Origin of the sequence: Caballeronia mineralivorans PML1(12), assembly GCF_001028175.1 — a bacterium.
In the GTDB taxonomy this organism is placed as follows: domain Bacteria; phylum Pseudomonadota; class Gammaproteobacteria; order Burkholderiales; family Burkholderiaceae; genus Caballeronia; species Caballeronia mineralivorans.
On record NZ_AEJF01000138.1, the window covers coordinates 1 to 3,084 of the forward strand.

A 3,084-nucleotide genomic window follows, 5' to 3' on the forward strand; every position below is an offset into this window, starting at 1 on the left:
CTGGTCACGACGCCGACCGGACTCGTACGGATGCCGGACGGACACCTGCTCGCTCCTGAATTTGCGCGCATCGTGAGTCGAGGCGAACTGGTGGTAGCGATACTCGGCGTCGACCAGCCGCCATTTTTTGAAGAACACGATGGCCAGCTGACCGGTATCGACATCGACATCGCAAAGGAAATCGCGGCGAAGCTCGGCGTCAAGGTGAGCTTCAATCGCGATGCCAGGACGTTCGACGCCGTCGTTGATCTGCTCGCGAACGGTCAGGCCGATATGGCGGTCAGCAAGCTGTCGCGCACGCTGCCGCGCGCCGAGATCATCAGCTTCAGCGTGCCCTATGTCCGGCTGCATCGCGCGTTGCTGCTGAACCGCGTGAAGTTTGCCCAGTTCGCGCACGGCCGTACCGTGCCGGACGTGATCCGCTCGTATGACGGCACCATCGGCGTGGTCATGAATTCATCGTATTCCGCCTACGTGCGGGCCAATTTCCCTCACGCCCAGGTGACTAGTTATCCGAGCTGGGGGGCGGTGCTCAAGGCACTGGATGCGGGCGAGGTCACAGCTGCGTATCGCGACGAGTTCGAGGTCAAGCACGTGCTCAAGCAGGACCCGACGGCCTCTTTGCGGTTGAGAGTCGTCACGCTGGAGGATCTGGACGACACGATCGCGATCGGCGTGAATGTCGGTGCGCCGGCGCTGCTCGCGTACGTGAATCAGTTTCTCGCCGAGCGCAGCACGAAGCTCGACGTGACCGCTTTGCTGCAGGCTTCGAACAACTAACTAGTCCAATCGTGAAAATCGGGGCGGCAACGATGATATCCAACAAAATCTATGCTTTCGCCGTCAACCCCTGGGCGGTGATCGGCAGTCTGGCGCTCGGGGGCGCTTTCGGCCTGCTCGTGCCCGAGGAGGCGCTGAAACTCGGTATCGTAGGCGACGTCTACGTCAATCTGCTGAAGATGACTACCTTGCCGTTCATGGTGTCCGCCGTGATCTTCAGCCTCCAGCGTCTATTTCGCGACGGCGGCACCTCGCGGCTGTTGTTGCGTGTCGTGACCGTGTTCCTGTGCGCTTCGGCGACGGTCGCGCTGGTGGGTGCGCTGGTACTGCTCGTGATGCGGCCAGGCGCCAATCTGTCGAGTGCGACCATGCACACGTTCGGCCTGATGGTCGGCAATGATTCCAGCTCCAGCGAGACCGTGATGAATCTGTACGGTACGGACGTCGCGGTGAAAGGACTCAGCCTGTATGACGTGCTCGCGAGCCTCGTGCCGAGCAACATCTTCGCGGCGCTCGCCAACGGCGACGCGCTGAAGACACTTGTGTTCGCGTTGCTGTTCGGTCTCGCCGTGGGCCGCGTACCGGAGCGGATCTCGGTGGGCTTGAGCCAGGCGCTCGAAACGATCTACCAGGCGTGCCAGAAGCTGATGCACTGGCTCAGCTATCCGCTGCCGCTGATCCTCTTCTGCATGAGTGCGGCGCAGCTTGGCAGGTCGGGGGTCGGTCCGCTGCACGCCATGCTGCAATTCGTGATCGCGTTTTTCATCGTCTCGGTCGTGCTGCTCGTGCTGGCTGCCGTGGTCATCTGGAAACGTTCAAGCCATTCGCTTGGCACGACGCTCGAAGCGCTGCGCCCGCCTTTCGCGCTGGCGCTCGCCACGCGCAACAGCGCGGCGTGCATGCCGAGCATGATCGAAAGCCTCGTCGACCAGCTCGGTTTCGCGCGCGCGCGTGTCGAATTGATGGTGCCGCTCACGGTGTCGCTGCTGCGGGTCGGGCCGATGGTCTATTACGTCTGCGCGACGCTCTTCATTGCGCAACTGTATGGGCGCTCGCTCGGTGTCGTGGAGGTGTGCACGGTGGTACTTGCCTCGGTCCTCGCCGGGTTCGCCTCCGCGGGCATGACGGGACTCGTGACCGTGTCGCTCGTCGGCATGACCTGCGTGTACCTGAGCCTGCCGTTCGAAGCCGCGTTCATCCTGTTCCTCGCGGTCGATCCGCTCTGCGACATGCTGCGCACCCTGATTCTCGTCATCGGCAATACGGCGGCTGTGTCGGTGATCTGTCCGCGTCCGCTCAAGATCTAGGAGAACGAGATGGCACTCATCGGTATTCTTGGGGGCATGGGGCCGCTTGCCACAGTCGATTTCATGGATCGCGTGGTCCGGCTCACGAGTACAGCAGGCGCCGCGTGCGACCAGCAGCACCTGCCGCTGCTGATCGCCAACCTGCCGCATATTCCGGACCGTTCGAAGGCCATGCTCGAGGCCGGCGAGGACCCGCTGCCCGCAATGCTCGACGGTATCGACATGCTCAACCGCAACGGTGTCGAACTGATTGCGATTCCGTGCAACTCCGCTCACTACTGGTTCGACGCGATTCGCGGGCACAGCAAAGCGCCGATTCTCCATATCGCCGAAACCTGCGTGGCTGCTGTGCCGCACGGTACGCGCCGGGTCGCGGTGCTTGCGACGGGCGGCACGCTGCACTCGGAGCTCTATCAGAAGATGCTAAGCGCACGCGGCATGGAACCCGTGGTGCCCGACGATGCGACCCAGCAGCGCATTGACGCGTGCATCGTGGCGGTCAAGGCGGGCGAGTTCGGCGAGTCGGCGCTGCAACTCGCGGCGGCGCTCGCTGACCTGAAGGCGCGCGGCGCGCAAGCGGCGGTGATGGGCTGCACGGAGATCCCGCTGGCGGCGCGCGAGTTGTCCGCGCCGCCGATGACACTCGTCGACAGCACGCTCGAACTCGCGCGCGCGACCGTGTCGTATGCGCTCGCGCGAGGCTGGAACACGCGTCAATGAACACGTTAAAGCGGCTTTCGAACAGCACGCTCGTGCTGCTTCTGTGCCTTGGACTCGGCGCGTTCGCGGGTGTTTTCGCCGGTCCTGCTGGTGCGCTCGCGTATTTCGCGGGCCAGATCTATCTGGCGATCGTGAATATGGCGGCCGTGCCGTTGCTCGTGTTCGCGATGTTTTTCGGGCTGCGGCAACTGCTGTCGCTGCCGCGTCCGGGACTGCGTATCGGCACGATGTTCGCGCTTGCCGTCGCGCTTGTTGCCGCGTGCGCGGCGGCCGGCAC

Annotated in this window: 3 protein-coding genes and 1 pseudogene; all 4 read left to right on the plus strand. The window is 63.6% G+C overall.

Going from position 1 to position 3,084, the window contains the following annotated elements; all coding sequences use genetic code 11:
- On the plus strand, positions 1-780 hold a 780-nt coding region (locus EOS_RS22525; protein ID WP_047848928.1), incomplete at its 5' end, for a substrate-binding periplasmic protein.
- Positions 781-812: 32 nt separating this feature from the next.
- A complete protein-coding gene (locus tag EOS_RS22530; protein ID WP_047848929.1) occupies positions 813-2,087 on the plus strand; it encodes a dicarboxylate/amino acid:cation symporter in 1,275 nt (424 codons plus the stop codon).
- Between the two features lie 9 nt (positions 2,088-2,096).
- Positions 2,097-2,807: a cysteate racemase gene (gene cuyB, locus EOS_RS22535; protein ID WP_047848930.1), complete on the plus strand. Its 711-nt coding sequence runs from the start codon at positions 2,097-2,099 to the stop codon at positions 2,805-2,807.
- Positions 2,804-3,084: pseudogene (locus EOS_RS22540) on the plus strand (dicarboxylate/amino acid:cation symporter); the annotation flags it as partial. The gene cuyB and the pseudogene EOS_RS22540, both read left to right, overlap by 4 nt.